At 74.3% G+C, this 14,979-nt stretch carries 12 protein-coding genes, 1 tRNA gene and 1 rRNA gene; 6 read left to right on the plus strand and 8 right to left on the minus strand.

What is annotated here, in order from left to right; all coding sequences use genetic code 11:
* Positions 1-4 precede the first annotated feature (4 nt).
* The gene (locus M3666_RS10095) at positions 5-637 is read right to left on the minus strand and encodes an MBL fold metallo-hydrolase (RefSeq protein ID WP_251155132.1); all 633 of its coding nucleotides are present in this window, start codon (positions 635-637) and stop codon (positions 5-7) included.
* A 102-nt stretch (positions 638-739) separates the two neighbouring features.
* Between M3666_RS10095 and M3666_RS10100 the strand changes: the two genes are divergently transcribed.
* From M3666_RS10100 to M3666_RS10115, 4 genes are all read left to right on the plus strand, one after another.
* Positions 740-2,086 (plus strand): glycosyltransferase, encoded by a 1,347-nt coding sequence (locus M3666_RS10100; RefSeq protein WP_251155133.1) that lies wholly within the window; start codon positions 740-742, stop codon positions 2,084-2,086.
* A 74-nt stretch (positions 2,087-2,160) separates the two neighbouring features.
* Positions 2,161-2,364 carry a hypothetical protein gene (locus tag M3666_RS10105; protein WP_066654886.1) on the plus strand — a complete coding sequence of 68 codons (204 nt, stop codon included), beginning with the start codon at positions 2,161-2,163 and terminating at the stop codon, positions 2,362-2,364.
* 102 nt (positions 2,365-2,466) lie between these two features.
* Positions 2,467-3,372: a beta-1,6-N-acetylglucosaminyltransferase gene (locus M3666_RS10110; RefSeq protein WP_066654888.1), complete on the plus strand. Its 906-nt coding sequence runs from the start codon at positions 2,467-2,469 to the stop codon at positions 3,370-3,372.
* On the plus strand, positions 3,369-4,922 hold the full coding sequence (locus M3666_RS10115; protein ID WP_251155134.1) for an oligosaccharide flippase family protein: 1,554 nt from the start codon (positions 3,369-3,371) through the stop codon (positions 4,920-4,922). The genes M3666_RS10110 and M3666_RS10115 overlap by 4 nt, the downstream gene beginning before the upstream one ends.
* 91 nt (positions 4,923-5,013) lie before the next feature.
* Here the strand turns inward: M3666_RS10115 and M3666_RS10120 are convergent, their stop codons facing one another.
* The 3 genes from M3666_RS10120 to M3666_RS10130 form a co-directional block, all read right to left on the minus strand.
* Entirely contained in the window at positions 5,014-5,973 is a 960-nt protein-coding gene (locus tag M3666_RS10120) for a glycosyltransferase family 2 protein (protein WP_251155135.1), read from the minus strand.
* Positions 5,970-6,797 carry a glycosyltransferase family 2 protein gene (locus M3666_RS10125; protein ID WP_066654892.1) on the minus strand — a complete coding sequence of 276 codons (828 nt, stop codon included), beginning with the start codon at positions 6,795-6,797 and terminating at the stop codon, positions 5,970-5,972. The genes M3666_RS10120 and M3666_RS10125 overlap by 4 nt, the downstream gene beginning before the upstream one ends.
* A gap of 502 nt (positions 6,798-7,299) precedes the next feature.
* On the minus strand, positions 7,300-8,640 hold the full coding sequence (locus M3666_RS10130) for a glycosyltransferase family 2 protein (protein WP_251155136.1): 1,341 nt from the start codon (positions 8,638-8,640) through the stop codon (positions 7,300-7,302).
* Positions 8,641-8,869: 229 nt separating this feature from the next.
* Between M3666_RS10130 and M3666_RS10135 the strand changes: the two genes are divergently transcribed.
* Complete coding sequence (locus M3666_RS10135) at positions 8,870-11,089, plus strand: hypothetical protein (RefSeq protein WP_251155137.1); 2,220 nt, start codon at positions 8,870-8,872, stop codon at positions 11,087-11,089.
* A complete protein-coding gene (locus tag M3666_RS10140) occupies positions 11,079-11,957 on the plus strand; it encodes a glycoside hydrolase family 16 protein (protein WP_251155138.1) in 879 nt (292 codons plus the stop codon). The genes M3666_RS10135 and M3666_RS10140 overlap by 11 nt, the downstream gene beginning before the upstream one ends.
* Positions 11,958-12,187: 230 nt before the next feature.
* Here the strand turns inward: M3666_RS10140 and M3666_RS10145 are convergent.
* The 4 genes from M3666_RS10145 to rrf form a co-directional block, all read right to left on the minus strand.
* A tRNA-Gln gene (locus M3666_RS10145) sits at positions 12,188-12,259 on the minus strand.
* Positions 12,260-12,305: 46 nt separating this feature from the next.
* Entirely contained in the window at positions 12,306-13,265 is a 960-nt protein-coding gene (locus M3666_RS10150; RefSeq protein ID WP_251155139.1) for an NAD(P)/FAD-dependent oxidoreductase, read from the minus strand.
* A 10-nt stretch (positions 13,266-13,275) separates the two neighbouring features.
* Positions 13,276-14,763 (minus strand): glutamate--tRNA ligase, encoded by a 1,488-nt coding sequence (gltX, locus tag M3666_RS10155; protein WP_251155140.1) that lies wholly within the window; start codon positions 14,761-14,763, stop codon positions 13,276-13,278.
* Positions 14,764-14,888: 125 nt separating this feature from the next.
* Positions 14,889-14,979: ribosomal RNA gene (rrf, locus tag M3666_RS10160) — 5S ribosomal RNA — on the minus strand; the annotation flags it as partial.

Below are 14,979 nucleotides of genomic sequence, written 5' to 3' on the forward strand. Positions count from 1 at the left end.
CGTCTCAGATCGTGAGCGACTCGCCGGGCCGGAGCACGACGAGTTCCCCGTCCCCGAGCGCCTCGCGCTGCCGGTCGGTGTGCATGGCGAAGCCGATCTCGGAGAGCGTCGCCTCGTGCACCGGGTAGGCGCGCCGCGGACCGACCGCGGCGATCCAGTCCATCATCTCCTCGACCTTGAGCCACGGTGCGCCGACCGGAGCAGCGAGGACCTCGACGGGGACGCCGGGCACCGTGTACGCGTCCCCGGGGTGGAAGAGACGACCGTCCACCAGCACCCCGGTGTTGTCGACGAGGGGCACCGAGGAGTGGATGCGCTGGTGCCGGGCGCCGTGCAGGTCGAGCGTGAAGGGGCCGACCTCGCGGTGGTCACCGTCGCCGACCACCTCGACCGTGATGCCCGCGTCGGCGAGCGCCGCGGCCACGCCCGACGGCCCGAGGACCACCGCGTCCGGGTTCCGCTCGAGGATCCCGTGCAGCTGCTCGGGGGTGCCGTGGTCCGGGTGCTCGTGCGTCACGACGACGGCCACGACCCCGGTCACGTCGACCGGGCGGGTGAACCCGCCGGGGTCCAGGACGAGCCGTGCCCCGTCCTTCGTGACGACCTGGCACGCGTGCTCGAGCTTGGTGACCTCCATGCGGGCGACCCTACGCGCGTGGCTGCGGGGTTCCGCACCGGTCCCGCCACGGTCCTGGCACGCCGTTGTCGGACGTCGATGCGTGCCCGTAGCGTCCGGGACATGGCCACCACCACCGCCGTCGCCCTGCCCGGACCCCGGCGCGTCGTGCACGTCGACCTCGATGCCGCGCTGCCGGAGCTCGTCGCCGACGGGACCGGCACTGAGGCCCTCGTCGTCGGACGCCGCGACGGGTACCCCGTCTGCACGGCCGGGCTGACGCTCACGGCCGACCCGTCCGACGCCGCGCGGGTGCTGCGGGCGCTCGCCGCATCGTCGTCCGTGACCACCCCGACCGCGCCGGCCCCCGTGCACGACGACGACCTGCCGTCGGTCTCCGTCGTCGTGTCCACCGTGGTCGACCGTGTCGAGGGCCTCGGTCGGTTGCTCGACGCCCTCGAACGCCACGACCACCCGGAGCACGAGGTCATCGTGGTCGACAACCGTGTCCGGGTCCCGGAGGACGACCCGCTGCCGGCCCTGCTCGCGGGACGCCGTGTCCGACTCGTCGAGGAACGGCGCCCCGGGCTGTCCGCCGGGCGGAACGCGGGGATCGCTGCGGCACGGGGCGAGGTCGTGGCGTTCACCGACGACGACGTGCAGGTCGACCCGCGCTGGCTCCGTGCCCTCGGCGAGCGCTTCGTCCGTGAGCCGGAGCTCGACGCCGTCGTCGGTGTGGTCCTGCCGACCGAGCTCGCGACGCCCGCGCAGGTCTGGTACGAGGCGTACTACGGCGGCTTCAGCGGCGAGCGCTCCTTCGAGCCGGTGACCATCGTCCCCGAGGACGTGCCCGGCGCGATGCGCTTCGCCCGCGTGGCCGCGGTGCGACCGGACGGCTCGGTCCGGCGACGGTTCCCGGTGTACGGCATCGGTGCGTACGGCGCCGGCGCGAACATGGCGTTCCGCCGGACACTGCTCGAGTCGGTCGGTGGGTTCGACCCGACCCTCGGCGCCGGGTCCCCCGCACGCGGCGGCGAGGACCTGGCGATGTTCGTCGAGACCCTCTGGCGCGGCGGACGCATCGGCTTCGAACCCCGCGCCGTCGTGCACCACCGGCACCGCCGGACCGTCGCGGAGCTGCACGCGCAGCTGCACGGCAACGGCGTCGGGTTCGCCGCCCTGCTCTGCGCACTCGTGGCCCGGGACCGACGACACGTCGCCGTCCTCGCTCGGCTCGTCCCCCTCGCGGCGACGGCGAAGGCCCGGGTCGCGGCCGCGGCCCTGTTCCGCGGCCGTGGCGCCGACCACCGACGGGCCGCGGACCCGACCCTCCCGGCTCCGGCGAGCACACCGGTGCCGCGGTCGCTGGCGTACCACGAGCTCCGGGGGTTCCCCGCGGGACCGTCCGCATGGCTCCGCAGTCGTCGACGCTGGCGCGCCGTCAGGGCGGGACGTCCCCTCGCCGGGTGACCCGGAGGCGCAGCGCCACGCGTGACCGTAGGATCGGTCACGTCCGACGACTGCGTCGGGCGCGAGGAGGGCGCATGCTGCTGGGTACCGACACCGAGCGCCGTGACGTCCCGGCGGACGACGCCACGGGTCCAGCGCCGGTGCTGCACCTCGTCGCGCCGAGCGCGACGGACGCCGCCACGTGCGCGTGCGGCCACCAGCGGGAGGCGCACGAGCACTACCGACGCGGCTCGGACTGCGCGCTCTGCGACTGCCCGCGCTTCCGTCGCCGGGGCTGACCGCCGCGCTCGAGCGGTACCGCGTGCGGGAAACCGCTGCATCCCCGCAGCCGCCCCGGCGGTTCCTTGTCGGGCTCCGGGGCCGGAGTTAGCGTCGCTCGCATGCCCACCCCCACCGCGGAGCTCGCCTGCGTCGTCCTCGCACACGAGGACCCGACCCAGGTCCGCCGACTCCTCGAGGCGCTGGACCCCTTCCCCGTCTTCCTGCACTGCGACGTCCGCACTCCGGACGCCGCGCACGACGCGATGACCGACGGGCTCCCGCCGCGCGTCCACCTGCTCGACCGCCGGCGCACCGGATGGGCGCGGTGGGAGAACGCAGCAGCGGAGCTCGCCGGGTACCGCGCCGCGCTCGCCGGGACGGATGCGAGCCACATCGCCGTCCTGACGGGCAGCGACTACCCGCTCGCGACCGCCGACGAGGTGCGCGCGGTGCTCGGGCGCCACCCCGGTCGTTCGTTCCTCGTCACCCACCCGCTCCCGCACCCGGACTGGCGCGGCGGGGGCTGGTCGCGGTTCCGCTACCGCCACTGGGCGTGGCGCAAGCACATGCTGCGGCTGCCGGTGCCGCGTCGGCTGCCGCGTGGGGTCGTCCTGACCGGTGGGTCCCAGGTGAAGCTGATCAGTCGTGAGCACGCGCAGGCCGTGGTCGACGTCGTGGACGCCCGCCCGGACCTCGTGCGCTTCTGGCGCCGCGTGTGGATCGCCGACGAGTCGCTCGTGGCCTCGATCCTGAACTCCCCCGCACTCGTCCCGGGGTTCGCCGACGAGCACCTCGAGCACCCGCTCTGGTACATCGGGTGGGACGGTACCCGGATGAAGAGCCCGCCGTGGCTCGGGACGCCGGACGCCGGACGCCTGCTGGAGCACTGGACCGGTCCGGACGACCAGCCGCCGTACCTGTTCGCGCGGAAGTTCTCCACGAGCCGCAGCGCCGACCTGCTCGACCTCGTCGACGCGGCGGTCGGCCTGCGGGCGCACCGTCCCGCCGGGGCCACCGCGCCGTGAGCGTCCCGTCCGACACCGGGAGTGCGACGCGGACGACGACGGTGCGGCGCGCCGGGCGGCACGTCGCCCGTACCCGCGACACCACGAGCAGCCCCGGCAGCACCGCCGGCACGGACACCGGCAGCACCGACACCGGCAGCACCGCCGTCCGCACGGGTGCCTCGGCGCTCTTCGGCCGGGGCATGCTCTACGTGGTCGTCTGGTCCATGCAGCTGGTCGTCAGCTCGCTCGTCTCCCCCGTCCTCGCGCACCTGCTGCCGCCGTCCGAGTTCGGCGTGCTCGCGTCCGCCATCGCGCTCTTCCAGGCGCTCGGCGTCCTCGCCGTGGCCGGACTCGACCAGGCGGCGGTGCTGCAACGCGCCGAGGACGGCGACGACCGTCGGGCCCGCGGGCTCGTCCCGGTCGGTGCGGTCCTCGCGACCCTCGTCACGCTCGCGGCGCTGGGGTCGCTGCCGGCGTGGGGTGACGCGGCCGGCTTCGTCGGCCAGCACCCGCTCCTCCTGGTCGCGGTGCTCTGGACGATGCCCGCGGCGGTCGTGCAGACGTCGCTGGCGCTCCTCGTGGCGCAGGACCGGATCCGCGTCTTCGCGGTCACCAGCCTGCTGTCGTCGGTGGGCGGCTCGGTCATCGGCCTCGGCCTCCTCGTGCTCGTGCACGCCGACGCGACCACCTACGCCTGGGGCGGCGTGGTCGCGCAGGGCGTGGCGATGGTGATCGGCGTCGTCGCCGTCCGCCCGCGCCTGCGGGGGCTGGTCGACCACGCGACGACGGCACGCGCCTTCCGGCTCGGCGTGCCGATCGCGCTGGGCAACCTGTCCTACTTCGTCCTGAACGCCGGGGACCGCATCGTCGTGCAGCGCCTCCTCGGACCCGACGAGGTGGCCCGCTACCAGATCGCCTACGTCGTCGGTTCGGCGGTCGTCCTGCTCCTGACCTTCACGAACAGCGCGTGGGCGCCGCACTTCGCCGCGCTCCGCGACGCCGCCGCACGACGGCGCCTCGCGATGCACGCGCGTGACGAGCTGTACCTGCTCCTCGCGCCGGTGCTCCTCGCCGTGACCCTCGTGTCGCCGGTCGCGCTCCCGGTGCTGGCACCGCCCTCGTACCGGGTCGAGGAGCTGTCGGTCGTCGTGTTCGTCGTCGCCCTGACGGCCTTCCCGGTCGTCGCGAGCGGCGCCACCGGACGACTGCTCGTCGTGGAGCGCCGCGGTGTCGCCGTCGGCGTGATCGCCGCCACCGCCGCCGCCGTGAACGTCGGCGCGAACCTGCTGCTCGTCCCACCGCTCGGCATCGCCGGCGCCGCGCTGTCCACGGTGCTGTCGTACGCGCTGCTCGCCGTGCTGCAGCAGGCCGCGCTGCGGGACCGGAGGCAGTGGCGTGGACCCGCCCGCCGGGTCCCCCTCGTCGTGGTGCCGGCCGTGCTCCTGGCTGCGGCCTCCCTGCTCGCCCCGCAGGACACCGTCTGGGACGTCGTGCGCATCGTCGGTGTCGTCGCCTGCCTGCCCTGGTTCCTGCAGCGGCTCCGGGCGGCCCGCGGCGACTCGCGCTGACCTGCACCCGCGCGCACCGACGCCCGCCCGGGCAGCACGCGCGAGGCCCCGGCACCCACGCGGGGTACCGGGGGCCTTGCATCTGCCGGGGTCAGACCGCGACGGGCTCCGGAGCCGGCGCCGCCGCCCGCACCACGACGGCGCCGAACGTCCGCCCGACCGCGTACCCGGTCACCGTGGCGACGACGCTCGTCACGATCGCGAGCGCACGGACACCACCACCACGGCCGACCGCCCCGAGCTCGCGCAGGAGCGCCCCCGGCAGCACCCGGGTCAGGTAGGTGCCCTCGCTCGAGAGCGAGTCCCGCGCACCGACCCGTCGACTCAGGACGGCCTTCGAGATCCCCTCGTAGTAGCTGCGACGACGGACGTACCGCATCGACACCCGGTCGGCCGACACGCGGTGCGAGACGTTCGACCGCGGCTCGTAGCGGATCCGGGCCGCCGGGCGCATCTGGGCGATCCGGATGCAGAGCTCGGTCTCCTCGCAGCCCAGCGGCTGGTTGCCGACCCGACCGATGCCGGACCGGAACCCGCCCGCGGCGAGCAGGACGTCCCGTCGGAACGCCATGCTCGACCCGATCACGTTCCGGACGTCGCCGGCCTCGGTCGGCAGCCCGGTGTAACTGCAGCCGACGATCCAGAGCAGCTCGTCCGGGAACGGTCCGGCGCCGGTGGTGTCCGGCCACGACGGGGTCGCGCGGCCGCCGACCCCGACGACGTCGGGCAGCTCGAGGGACTCGACGAGGTGCATCAGCCAGTCCGGGTCGGCCGCGGCGTCGTCGTCGAGGAAGGCCACGACGTCGGACGCGGCGAGTGCCACGCCCGTGTTCCGAGCGCCGGACAGGCCGCGCTCCTCGGCGTTCGGGACGACCCGCAGCTCGGGCCACCTGGCCGCGGCGCGGAGCAGCAGCTCGGGCTCGTGGTCGATCACGACGACGACCTCGGTGGCCTCGGGCTGCCGCTTCGCCGACTCCACGGCTGCCTGCAGGTCGCCCCAGCGCTGCTGGGTGTAGGCGCAGATGACGACCGCGACCGTGGGCAGGCTCACGCGGCTTCCTCGTCGAGGACGGCCACCGGCTCCGCAACGGCGCGGGCGCGCACCGGCGTCGGCGCGAGACGGGCGCGGGCGGCGACCTCGCCGGCGCGACGACGCTCGTGCATGATCGAGGTGAGGACGCGGATGCCGTCGCTCACGGCGTTGAGGTTGCTCGTGCCGTGCACGCGGAGCTTCTCGTGGCTCGGGACCTCGGTGATCGCGAAGCCGGCGGCGGACCACCGGCAGGTCAGGATCGTCTCGATCTCGAAGCCGTCACCCCACCGCATCGATCCGTCGGCGGGCTGCGGGAGCGTCGAGGACAGCAGACCGACCGTCGGCAGCGTGTCCGCCCAGAACGCGTTGTAGCCGTAGCAGAGGTCCGTGTACCGCGCACCGAGCAGCAGGTTCGAGATGATGTTGAGCCCCTTGTTGCCGAGGCCCCGGATCACCGTGATGTCGTCGCTGCCGCCGCCGGGCGCGTACCGGGACCCCTTGGCGACGTCGGCACCGGCGACGAGGGCGTCGACGAAGCGCGGGATCTCGGCGGCGTCCGCGGAGCAGTCCGCGTCGAACATGACGACCACGTCGCCGGTGACCGCCTCGAAGCCGCAGGCCAGTGCGTTGCCCTTGCCCTTCCGGGTCTGCTGCACGACCGTGATCGACGGCATCAGGCGCCGCGCGGTCGCGACGGTGTCGTCGACCGAGTTCCCGTCGACGAGGATCACCTCGTGCACGGGCGGCAGCATCGGCAGGATGATCTCGAGGTTGCGCGCCTCGTTGCGTGCGGGGATGACGACCGAGACACGGGGGTCTCGGGGTCGGACGGTGGTGCTCATGGTGCTCCTGTCGGGTTCAGGCTGCGTGGGTCGTGTCCCGTCGGTCCGGCGCTGGGTGGGCGCCGGTGGGACGTGTGGGGATGGTCCGTGGGGCGGGTGGGGTGCTCTCCCCGCGGGGACGGGGGTACGCCGTTCCCGCGGCGGTCCCACCTTCGTCCGCGCCGCGGTCACCGGTCAACGCGGCGCGGGGTGCGTTGCGGCAGCCGCGACCGCGCGTACGGAATCCCGCAAGCGGGTGCGGATCGCGCGGGCACGGATCGTGCGGGCACGTTGGCCGGGAGGCACGTGCTGACGCTCCGACGCACCGCCCGACGCGCCACGTGGCGACCGGGAGGGGCGGGACGGGTGGACCGTTCGTCCGACGTCCCGCACGTGGTCGGGTCGCGGAGCGTGGTGCGGCCGCGTGACGGTCGCTGCGGTCCGGTACCGGGCCGGGCCGCAGCCCGCGGTGCGGGCGCACGGCGCGCCTCCCGGTCGACACGCGGTCGGACCGCGTGCCGGATCAGGAGGTCCGGCGGGCGGCAGCCGAGCGGGCGCGCACCCTGCGACGGGACCGCGCGTAGCGACCGACACCCCGCAGCACGGCGCGGAGCTCGACGCCGCGCACCGCGGCGACCTCCCGGTCGAAGGCGCTGTCACCCGCTGCGGGGACGGTGTCGGAGCGCGCCGGCCCACCGGCGACGTCCGCCGCGGGGACCGCCGGCCCGGCGAGCAGGTGCCGGACCGCGCCGGGCGCGCGGACCAGCGCCATCCCGAGCGTCCGTGGCCGGAGGGCGGTCTTCGTCAGCCACGCCCCGAGCCCGGTGCCGTACCCGACCGCCTGGGTGCGGAGTGCGGCGACGTCGGCGCGGTGCCGGTGCCAGACCAGGGCGGAGGGCTCGACCGCGAGGGCCGCGCCGGAGAGCACCACGCGGGCGAAGACGTCGATGTCCTCGCCGCCGCCCGTGGCGGTGCCGACGCCGAGCGCCTCGTCGAAGCCCCCGAGCGCGAGCACCGCGTCACGGCGCATCGCGAAGTTCGCCCCGGTGCCGTAGTCGCCCACCGAGAACGGGAAGAGCGGCCGGTCCGCCGGCGGGGCGGTGAGCCGGAACACCCGCGGGGTGAGGTTCCGCGACCAGGTCACCCGTTCGTCGAACCAGCGCTGGGCCGGCGTGCGGAGCTCGCCGCTCGCCACGAGCCCGCTGACGCACACGACGTCCTCCCCGCGGGCGAAGCCGGACGCGAGGGCACGGAGCCACCCGCGGTCGACCACGACGTCGTCGTCGGTGAACGCGACGACCTCGCCGCGGGCGGCACGGACACCGGCGTTCCGGGCGCTGGACAGCCCGGGCGTCGGCTCGAGCACGTACCGGATGCGCGGGTCGGTGCCGGGCCCGGTGACGAGTCGACGGGTGGCGTCGTCGGACGGCGCGTTGTCGACCACGACGACCTCCAGGTCGGGGTGGTCGAGCGCGAGGACCGACCGCAGGGCGTCGGCGAGCTGGTCGGCGCGGTCGCGGGTGCAGAGCACGACGGTCGTGCTCGGGAGCCGCACCGGCACGGGCGGGTGCTCGGCCGGGGGCAGCGCGTCGACGGCCGCGCGGAGCTCGGAGGCGTCGACCGTCCCGTCGGTGACGGGCAGGTCGACGAAGCCCCGGGGCGACGTGCCCGCACGGACGAGGAGCCGCGCCGTCTTGTGGCCGGCGGCGTCCGCCAGCGGGATCGCGACGTCGCCGTCGGGGACCTCGTGCGCGTCGACGGCGCCGACCCAGACCGCACCCGACCAGGTGGGCGGCTCGGGGCTCGCCATCGTGCGCTCGAGCACGAGGCGGGACGACGACGGTCGCGGCGGCGTGGAGGTCATGGGACCACCGTCGTCGGCCCCGGCGGTGGCGTCAACGCGGCCGCGGGGAGCCTGCGGTTCCCCCGCAGGAGCGGACGCGACCGTGCGTGATGCCGCAATGCCGCAGGGCACCCGCACAACCCCGTCGGCACCCTCGTCGGTGGCGGTCGACGATGGTCGACTTGCCTCGACAGCCGGCACCCGACCCGAAGGAACGCCCGATGCCCCTCACCTCCGCGGTGGTCACCCCGTGACCGCGACGGCGCCCACGCGGGTGGAGCTCCGCCGGGCGCACCGGGTGCACCGGTCCCCGGTGCCGGCGGTCGCTGCCGCGGTGCTGGCGTTCGCGGCGACGGCGGTGCTGCTCACCGGGACGACCGGACCGGTGCAGACCGCCGTGGTCCTGACGTCGCTCCTCGTCGTGCCCGGGACGGCCGTCGTCCGGCCCCTCCGCCTGACCGAGCCGGTGAGCCGGGCGGCGCTCGTCCTCGTCGCCGGTGCCGCGGTCGACACCGTCGTCGCCCTCGCCATGGTCTGGACCCAGCGCTGGGCCCCCGTCCCGGCGGCGGGCCTCGTCCTCGTCGTCAGCGGCTGGGCGGCGCTGGCGCACGGGGTCGTCACGGCCCGGTCGTCCGACCGGGCGTCGGTGCAGCACGCCGTCCGCTCCGCCTGGGCAGCACGCCGCGACGGTACGCTCGTCCGGCTCGCGGTCGGCGGCGGCGTGCTCGTCACGGGGGTCGCGCTCTGGGTCGTCGGCACGGCGCAGACCACCAGAGGGGCGCTCGGCGAGTGGGGCCTGCTCACCGCCGTCCCCCCGGTGTGGTGGGTCGGTGCCGGTGCGGTCCTCGGGGTGACCGTCGTCGCGCTGGTCGACCGTCGGTTCCCGGCCGCGCTCCGCACCGCCACCGCCGCCGTGCTCGTCGTGGTCGTGTACGGCACGGCGAACCTCGCGGCTGCCGAGCCCCGACCGCCCTGGGTGTTCAAGCACATCGCGGTGACCGCGTACATCCAGCAGCACGGCTCGGTCGACCCGGCGATCGACATCTACAACCGCTGGCCGGGCTTCTTCGCGGTGAGCGCCTTCCTCGGCTCCGTCACGGGGACCACGGACGCCGCCGCGCCGGTCCGCTTCGTGGAGGTCGCGTTCGCCCTGCTCGACGGTGCCCTCGTCCTCGGCATCGCCCGGGCGCTCGGGCTCCGGGGCCGCTGGGCGGTCACGGCCGCCGTGGTCTTCAGCGCCGCGAACTGGGTCGGTCAGGACTACTACTCACCGCAGGCGTTCGCCTTCGCGCTCTTCCTCGCCGTCGTGCTCGTCGTGCTCACCACGCTGCGCAGCACCCCGAACGCGCTCGGGCGCGGGATCGTCGGTGTCGTCTCCCGGCTGCTCCGGGCCCGCCGGGCACCGATCGTGCCGACCCGTGGGACCGCCGCGGCCGTCGACCCCGGTACCGCCGCCACCCGCACCGCGACCGTCACCGCGGTGGTCCTGGTCGTGCTCCTCCAGGCGGTGATCACGGCGTCGCACCAGCTCACGCCCTACGTGCTCGTCGCCGCGTTCGTCCCGCTCGTCGTGATCGGGGTCGTCCGACCCTGGTGGACCGCGCTGCCCGTCGTCGCCGCACCGCTGCTGTACCTCCTGCCGAACCTCGACTACGTGCAGGAGAAGTTCGGCCTGACCACCGGGTTCGACCCGGTGAGCAACGCCACGGCCGCCTCGACGTCGATCGCGATCCCGTCGCTCGCGACCACCCTGCAGAGCCGCGGGGTGCTCGCCCTCACCGCCCTGGTCGCGGTCGTCGCCCTGGTCGGCATCGTGCGGACGGTGCGTGCCGGTCACGGCCACCGGGCACTGCTCGTGCTCTGGCTCGCCGCGTGCCCGGTCGTGCTCGTCCTCGGGCAGAGCTACGGGGGTGAGGGCAGGTTCCGCGTCGTGCTCTTCTCGGCGCCCTTCCTGGCGATCGCCGCCGTCCACGCGCTGCACGGGCGTCGGCTCCGTCTCCTGCTCACCGGCGCACTGGTCGGCGTCACGACGCTGCTCTTCGTCGCGACGACGTTCCAGGCCGAGCAGGCGAACCGGACGCCGGCCGGCGAGGTCCTGGCGGCGCGGTGGCTGGACGGCCGCTTCACGGCGGACGACACCCTGACGACCGTCGGCGGCTTCCCTGCCGTCATCGGCGCCGGGTACCCCGCGTACCTGCAGCGCTGGGGCCAGGTGCAGTCGCTGGGCGACCTCACGCAGTGGTACCCGGACGGCATCACGCCGGCCGACCTCGACGAGTCGCTCGCGGACCGGGCGCACGGCGGGGACGCGTGGCTGGTGTTCTCCGACGCCGAGCGCGCGGACGTGGTCGCCCGCGGCACCGCGACGGGCGCGGAGGTCGACGCCCTCGAACGTTCGGCAGCGGATCGCGGGACGCTGCGCTACGACCGCGACGGTGTCCGGATCTACGAGGTCGCCCGTGCGGCGTGAGCCCGCGACGCCCGAACGGGGCCCCACACGGCGCGACGTGCTGCGCCGCGGTGCGGTCGTCGCGGGACTCGTCGGCGCCGCGGCGCTGACCGGCACCGTGGCCGTCGTCCTGCCGACGGCGATCCGCCGGGCCGACCGTGCCGTGCCCGCGGAGATGCCCTCGGGGACGGTCGAGTCGGGCGGGGTCCGCTGGGTCCCGTACCTCGCCGAGGACTTCGACCGCGACGCCGCCCACGGCGACCTGCTCGCGGTCTACCCGGCGATGGCCGAGTACCGCGGGTTCCGCGACACCTCGGGCAAGGGGATCTACCACCCGGACGAGGTCGTCTCGGTCCACGACTCGACGCTCGACTTCCACCTGCGGACCGAGGACGGTCAGCCACTCGTCGCGGCCGTGCTGCCCGCGGGCTACCGGTCGTACACGCACCAGCGCGTCTCGATCCGCTACCGGGCCGGTGACGCCCCCGGCTACAAGTTCGTGATGCTCCTCTGGCCGCTGTCGGGCGACTGGAACGAGGGCGAGATCGACTGGCCGGAGGGCGACCTGGGCGGCGACGTCCGCCCGGTGTCGGCGGTGCCGGGCAGCTTCGACGCTGCGGACCGCACCATGCGGTTCCTGCCGGAGGACGCTCCGACGGTGCCGGGCGGCCAGGAGGACTGGCACGTCGCCACCGTCGAGTGGACCGCCGACGTCGTGCGCTTCTGGTGGGACGGTGCACTCGTCGCCTCGACGGCGGGCGCCGTGCCGAGGGTGCCGATGCGCGTCACCCTGCAGGCCGAGACCGCGATCGGCGACGCCCGTGTGCCGGCGGGCTCCGACGGGCACGTGCTCGTCGACTGGGTCGTGGCGTACCGCGCGGCCGACTGACGCCGAGCGGGCTCCTGCCCGGACGCCGACCACGACGGACCGACGGTCGACACCTCCGGGACACCGGCGCTCCTCGGTGCCGGCGTCCGGTGTCGTTCCGGGCGTTCCGCGTCCGTTCGCGCGCCCGGTGTCGATTCGGGCGTTCCGTGTCGATCCGGGCGTGTCTCCTCGTACGAGGCGCCCGGGAACGGGAAAAGCCCCCGGGATCTCCCGGGGGCTCTTCCTTCGAGCTGGGGTACCTGGACTCGAACCAAGAACGACGGTACCAGAAACCGCTGTGTTGCCAATTACACCATACCCCAAAAGGCCTGCTGGCCTTCCGTTCCCCGTTGTCCGGGGCACGATCAACTACTGTACAGCATCCCGGAGGTCCTCGAGACCACCCACCAGGTCCCGGTGCACCGCGGCTGCCGTCGACGCCCCGTGACCGGCTGCCACGACGAGCTGCTCGGGACCCGGCGGGGTGACGTCCCCGACGGCGTACAGCCCGGGCACCCGGGTCCGACCGACGCGGTCCACGCGGAGGAGCCCTTCGGCGTCCCGGTCCGCCGGCGCGTCGAGCCAGTCGAGGTCGGCGTGCCACAGGGGTCGCACGAACGCTCCGGTGTGCGGCCGCACGTCGCCGTCCGCCAGGCGGACACCGGTGAGGCCGTCCCGACCGCCCTCGAGGTCGGCCACGGGCCGTTCGTCGACCGTCACGCCCGCCGCCGACAGTCGCGCACGGCCGGCATCGTCCAGCACCGCGGCACCGTTCGTGTAGACCACCAGGTCGTCGGTCCACGAACCGACGAGCAACGCGCGGTCCACCACGTCGGGCGTCTCGCACAGGAACGCGAGGGGTTGCCCTGCGTGCTCGTACCCGTCGCACTCGACGCAGCTGTGCACCGACGTGCCGTAGAGGGCTCGCAGGGACGGCAGTGCCGGGAACTCCTCCCGGAGCCCGGTCGCGACCACGACGGCCCTCACGCGGGCCCGCAGCTCGGCCCCGCGGGAGGAACCGTGCACCGACCAGCCGTCACCCTCGCGGGACACGTGGTCGACGACCGACTGCACGACGGTCGCCTCCGGGTACGACTCGACCTCGACCCGGCCGAGCTTCCGGAGCTCGAGCGGCGAGATCCCGTCGCGCGTGACGAAGCCGTGCGAACGGAGTGTGGCAGCGTTGCGCGGTCGGTTCGCGTCGACGAGCAGCACCGTCCGCCGAGCGCGGACCAGGTTGAGCGCAGCGCTCAGCCCGGCCGGACCGGCACCGATGACCGCGACGTCGACGGACAGGCCGTCGCCGTCCCGCGCACCCGGAGTCGTCACCACGACGGTGTCAGCGGTCCGCGAGTCGGCGGAGACGGGTGAGTGTGGACTCCTTGCCGAGGATCTCCATGGACTCGAACAGCGGCGGGCTGATCCGGCGCCCGGACACGGCGACGCGGAGCGGTCCGAACGCCACGCGCGGCTTGAGGCCCATGCCGTCGATGAGGGACGACCGCAGGGCTGCCTCGATCGACCCGGTCGTCCAGTCCTCGACGCCCTCGAGCGCGGTGACCCCGGCGTGGAGCACGTCCCCGGCGTCGTCCTTCAGCGTGGCGCGGGCGTCGTCCTCGACCACGAGCTCGTCGTCGGTCGTGAACAGGAAGCCGAGCATCGCCGGAGCCTCGCCGAGGAGCTGCATGCGCTCCTGGACCAGCGGGGCCGCAGCCGCGAGCACCCGCTCCTGCTCGGCGGTCGGCGGCACCGACACGAAGTCCGTCAGGTACGGCAGCAGGCGTCCGCGGAAGTCGTCGGCGTCGAGCAGACGGATGTGGTCACCGTTGATCGCCTCGGCCTTCTTGTGGTCGAAGCGGGCGGGGTTCGGGTTCACGTCGACGACGTCGAACGCGGCGACCATCTCGTCCGACGAGAAGACGTCGCGGTCCGGGCCGATCGACCAGCCGAGCAGCGCGAGGTAGTTGAGGAGCCCCTCCGGCACCATGCCGGCGGCACGGTGGTGGAACAGGTTCGACTCGGGGTCGCGCTTCGAGAGCTTCTTGTTGCCCTCCCCCATGACGTACGGCAGGTGACCGAAACGCGGGACGACGTCGGTGATGCCGACCTCGACGAGCGCCTCGTACAGCGCGATCTGCCGCGGGGTCGACGACAGCAGGTCCTCACCGCGCAGCACGTGGGTGATCCCCATCAGGGCGTCGTCGACCGGGTTCGTGAACGTGTACAGCGGCTTGCCGTTGGGGCGGACCACCACGAAGTCCGGGAAGGTGCCCTGCTTGAAGGTGATCTCGCCGCGCACCAGGTCGTCGAAGCTGAGGTCGCGGTCGGGCACACGCAGCCGCAGCGCCGGCTGCCGCCCCTCGTCGCGGAACGCCTGGCGCTCGGCCTCGGTCAGGTCGCGCTCGTGGTTGTCGTACCCCTGCTTCGGGTCGCGACCGGCGGCCGTGTTCCGGGCCTCCATCTCCTCCGGTGTCACGTACGACTCGTAGACGTGGCCGGACGCACGCAGCTTCGCGATGACGTCCTCGTACACGTCCGAGCGCTCGGACTGGCGGTACGGACCGTGCGGACCGCCCACCTCGACGCCCTCGTCCCAGTCGAGCCGGAGCCACCGGAGCGCGTCGAGGATCTGCTCGTAGGACTCCTCGCTGTCCCGAGCGGCGTCGGTGTCCTCGATGCGGAACACGAGCTTGCCGCCGGTGTGGCGCGCGTAGGCCCAGTTGAACAGGGCCGTCCGGATGAGCCCCACGTGCGGGGTCCCGGTCGGGCTCGGGCAGAAACGGACTCGGACGTCGGAGCCGGTGGCAGTGGTGAACGGTGCAGTCATGACCACACGATCCTACCGGCGCGCCACGCTACCCGACCTGCGGTGGCGGTGTGCGGGTCGGCCCGGAAACGCAGGAAACCCCTGACCGGTCACGGTCAGGGGTTTCCTGGTGTTGCTGAAGTTGAGTCCGGCGGCGTCCTACTCTCCCACAAGGTCCCCCTTGCAGTACCATCGGCGCTGAGAGGCTTAGCTTCCGGGTTCGGAATGTGACCGGGC

This window comes from Curtobacterium sp. ODYSSEY 48 V2 (assembly GCF_023712625.1).
In the GTDB taxonomy this organism is placed as follows: Bacteria; Actinomycetota; Actinomycetes; order Actinomycetales; family Microbacteriaceae; genus Curtobacterium.

What these genes read in the sequence shown, in the direction of transcription:
- M3666_RS10095 (WP_251155132.1), bottom strand. Translation starts at nt 637, where the DNA reads ATGGAGGTCACCAAGCTCGAGCACGCGTGCCAGGTCGTCACGAAGGAC.
- M3666_RS10100 (WP_251155133.1), top strand. Translation starts at nt 740, where the DNA reads ATGGCCACCACCACCGCCGTCGCCCTGCCCGGACCCCGGCGCGTCGTG.
- M3666_RS10105 (WP_066654886.1), top strand. Translation starts at nt 2,161, where the DNA reads ATGCTGCTGGGTACCGACACCGAGCGCCGTGACGTCCCGGCGGACGAC.
- M3666_RS10110 (WP_066654888.1), top strand. Translation starts at nt 2,467, where the DNA reads ATGCCCACCCCCACCGCGGAGCTCGCCTGCGTCGTCCTCGCACACGAG.
- M3666_RS10125 (WP_066654892.1), bottom strand. Translation starts at nt 6,797, where the DNA reads ATGAGCACCACCGTCCGACCCCGAGACCCCCGTGTCTCGGTCGTCATC.
- M3666_RS10130 (WP_251155136.1), bottom strand. Translation starts at nt 8,640, where the DNA reads ATGACCTCCACGCCGCCGCGACCGTCGTCGTCCCGCCTCGTGCTCGAG.
- gltX (WP_251155140.1), bottom strand. Translation starts at nt 14,763, where the DNA reads ATGACTGCACCGTTCACCACTGCCACCGGCTCCGACGTCCGAGTCCGT.